This window comes from Psychrilyobacter sp., from assembly GCF_049671765.1.
Lineage (GTDB): Bacteria > Fusobacteriota > Fusobacteriia > Fusobacteriales > Fusobacteriaceae > Psychrilyobacter.
On sequence record NZ_JBATVM010000161.1, the window covers coordinates 1 to 2,293 of the forward strand.

Annotated in this window: 4 protein-coding genes; 3 read left to right on the top strand and 1 reads right to left on the bottom strand. The window is 29.8% G+C overall.

What is annotated here, in order from left to right; all coding sequences use genetic code 11:
* Window positions 1–128: 128 nt before the first annotated feature.
* Window positions 129–461: an arsenate reductase family protein gene (locus tag WBG30_RS07675; protein WP_424504055.1), complete on the bottom strand. Its 333-nt coding sequence runs from the start codon at window positions 459–461 to the stop codon at window positions 129–131.
* 103 nt (window positions 462–564) lie between these two features.
* Here WBG30_RS07675 and mgsA point away from each other — a divergent pair, with 103 nt between their 5' ends.
* The 3 genes from mgsA to WBG30_RS07690 all read left to right on the top strand — a co-directional run.
* Complete coding sequence (gene mgsA, locus WBG30_RS07680) at window positions 565–936, top strand: methylglyoxal synthase (protein ID WP_424504056.1); 372 nt, start codon at window positions 565–567, stop codon at window positions 934–936.
* Window positions 937–1,038: 102 nt separating this feature from the next.
* On the top strand, window positions 1,039–2,037 hold the full coding sequence (locus WBG30_RS07685; RefSeq protein WP_424504057.1) for a LacI family DNA-binding transcriptional regulator: 999 nt from the start codon (window positions 1,039–1,041) through the stop codon (window positions 2,035–2,037).
* Between the two features lie 108 nt (window positions 2,038–2,145).
* Window positions 2,146–2,293 (top strand): PfkB family carbohydrate kinase (locus tag WBG30_RS07690; protein WP_424504058.1); only part of this gene is annotated, 148 nt, incomplete at its 3' end.

Genomic DNA, 2,293 nt, shown 5'->3' on the forward strand with positions numbered 1-2,293 from the left:
CTAAAAAAAGCTTTTAAGTTGTCATTAGTAAGAATCTCTTTAAGAGTAATAGTAGTCATAATAGTTATTATACCAAAAAACCCCCAAGATGGGGGCAGGGGGTTGAAGAAGCTTTAGCTTTTTTTTAATTACTTTATCCATTCCTTCCATATGTCAGGTTGATATCCTAGGGTTATTTTGTCTTTCTCCCTTAGAATAGGAGTTTTAAAAAGGGTAGGAGATTCCATTAATAATTCTAAAGTATCAAATACATAGTATTCTAAATTACGTTTTTTAAACTCCTTGCCTTCTCTATCTAATAACTCCTCAATATCAAAAGTTTTTGTAATACTTCTCAACTCCCCTTTTGAGATCTCTTTTTCCTTGAGATTGATAAATTGAACATCAATTTTTCTATCTTTAAAAAATCTGATAGCCTTTTTTGTATCATTACAGTTTTTTACTCCAAATATTTGTATCATAGGTTAACTCCTCATATTAATATAATTATTATATTTTACTATAAAGATAAAAAAATGTTAAACTTTATCTTAAGAAATATGAAAACTATTTAGGAGGTAAAAGATGAAAAAAATAGCACTTGTAGCACACGATAGGAAAAAAGATGAATTGATCGATTTTGTGAAGGAACACAGGGATTTTTTTTCTAAATATAGTTTAGTCAGCACAGGAACTACTGGAGCAAGAATTATACAAGCTACAGACCTAGAAATTATTAGATTTCAATCGGGACCAATTGGAGGAGATCAACAGGTAGGAGCACTTATTGCAACTGATGAGATAGAGGCAATATTTTTCTTTAGAGACCCCCTTACTTCTCAACCTCATGAACCAGATGTACAAGCTTTAATAAGATTGTGCGATGTTCATAAGATACCAGTAGCTACAAATACAGCTACAGCCGATTTTTTGATTAAAGGAATGAAAAGTATATAGGATAAGAAATGTTCTGAAATAAAACTTTAAAACCATTTGACAAACATGTTATAATGGTGTATAACATATGTAAGCGGTTACAAAATGAATAAGGAGAGAGAAATGAAGATAAAAGATATAGCACAATTAGCAGGAGTTTCTACAGCTACAGTATCGAGAGTAATAAATAACTCATCCTCAGTAAAAGAAGAAACGAGAAATATAGTATTAGGAGTTATAAAGGCTAAAAATTATAAACCTAATATAACAGCTCAAAATTTAGCAAAAAAAGAAACAAATACTATTGGAGTAGTGATACCAGATTTAGATAACCCTTTTTTTGGAAAGATAATAAAAGGTATATATGAAAAAATAGAGGAAGAAAACTTAAATATAATCCTTTTAAACAGTTATGGAAGTTTAAAAAAAGAAAAAAGAGTAATAGAAACCCTTATAGAACAAAATGTAAAGGGAGTTATAATAGTTCCTGTAGCAAAGGATAAATTTTCAAGTTATAAACATTTTAACAGATTAGATGAATTTAAAATTCCGTATGTACTAATAGACAGAGAGGTTGAAGGGGATAATTTTTCCAAAGTATATTTAGAAAATAGAAACGGTGCCTATGAAGCAACGAAATATCTGCTAACTAAGGTAAGTGATATAGCCATGATCTCTGGACCTATAAGAACTACTACAGCTACTAAAAGATTAGAAGGTTATAGTCTAGCCATGGGAGAGAAAACATTAGAGGAAAAAATCTACTACGGCGATTATAAACTAGAATCGGGATATAAGATAATAACTCAAATAATTAAAGATAAAAAACTTCCGGAAGCATTATTTGTAGCCAATAATATGATGACCTTAGGAGTTATAAAGGGACTCATAGAAAATAATATTAAAATCTCAGAAAATATCTTGATATTTAGTTTTGACGAGGTAGAAATGGCTGAAATTTTTGGAGTAAAGATAGATTATTTAGAATTTGATGTAAAGTCTGTAGGAGAAAAGGCAGTAGATATATTAAAAGGTAAATTAAATGGAGATAAGTCTAGAAAGATCGTAAAAATTCCAGGAAAAATAAAAACCCAACGTGACATTGGATCCAAAGGGGCATAAACTAAAGTTTTATAATTTATTTTGGTGACGCTCCTTGTAGGGATAGATTTCAAATAATAAAAAAATAAAATTTTTAATAGAAAATGTAAACGGTTACAAGGAGGAAAGATGAAAAAAATATTAGTAATTGGAAGTCTTAATATGGATTTAGTTACCATGAGTGAGAGGCATCCTAAATTAGGAGAAACAATTATTGGGAAAAGCTTCTTTCAGATTCCAGGTGGGAAAGGAGGGAATCAAGCAGTTGCTATATCTA

What these genes read in the sequence shown, in the direction of transcription:
- WBG30_RS07675 (WP_424504055.1), bottom strand. Translation starts at nt 461, where the DNA reads ATGATACAAATATTTGGAGTAAAAAACTGTAATGATACAAAAAAGGCT.
- mgsA (WP_424504056.1), top strand. Translation starts at nt 565, where the DNA reads ATGAAAAAAATAGCACTTGTAGCACACGATAGGAAAAAAGATGAATTG.
- WBG30_RS07685 (WP_424504057.1), top strand. Translation starts at nt 1,039, where the DNA reads ATGAAGATAAAAGATATAGCACAATTAGCAGGAGTTTCTACAGCTACA.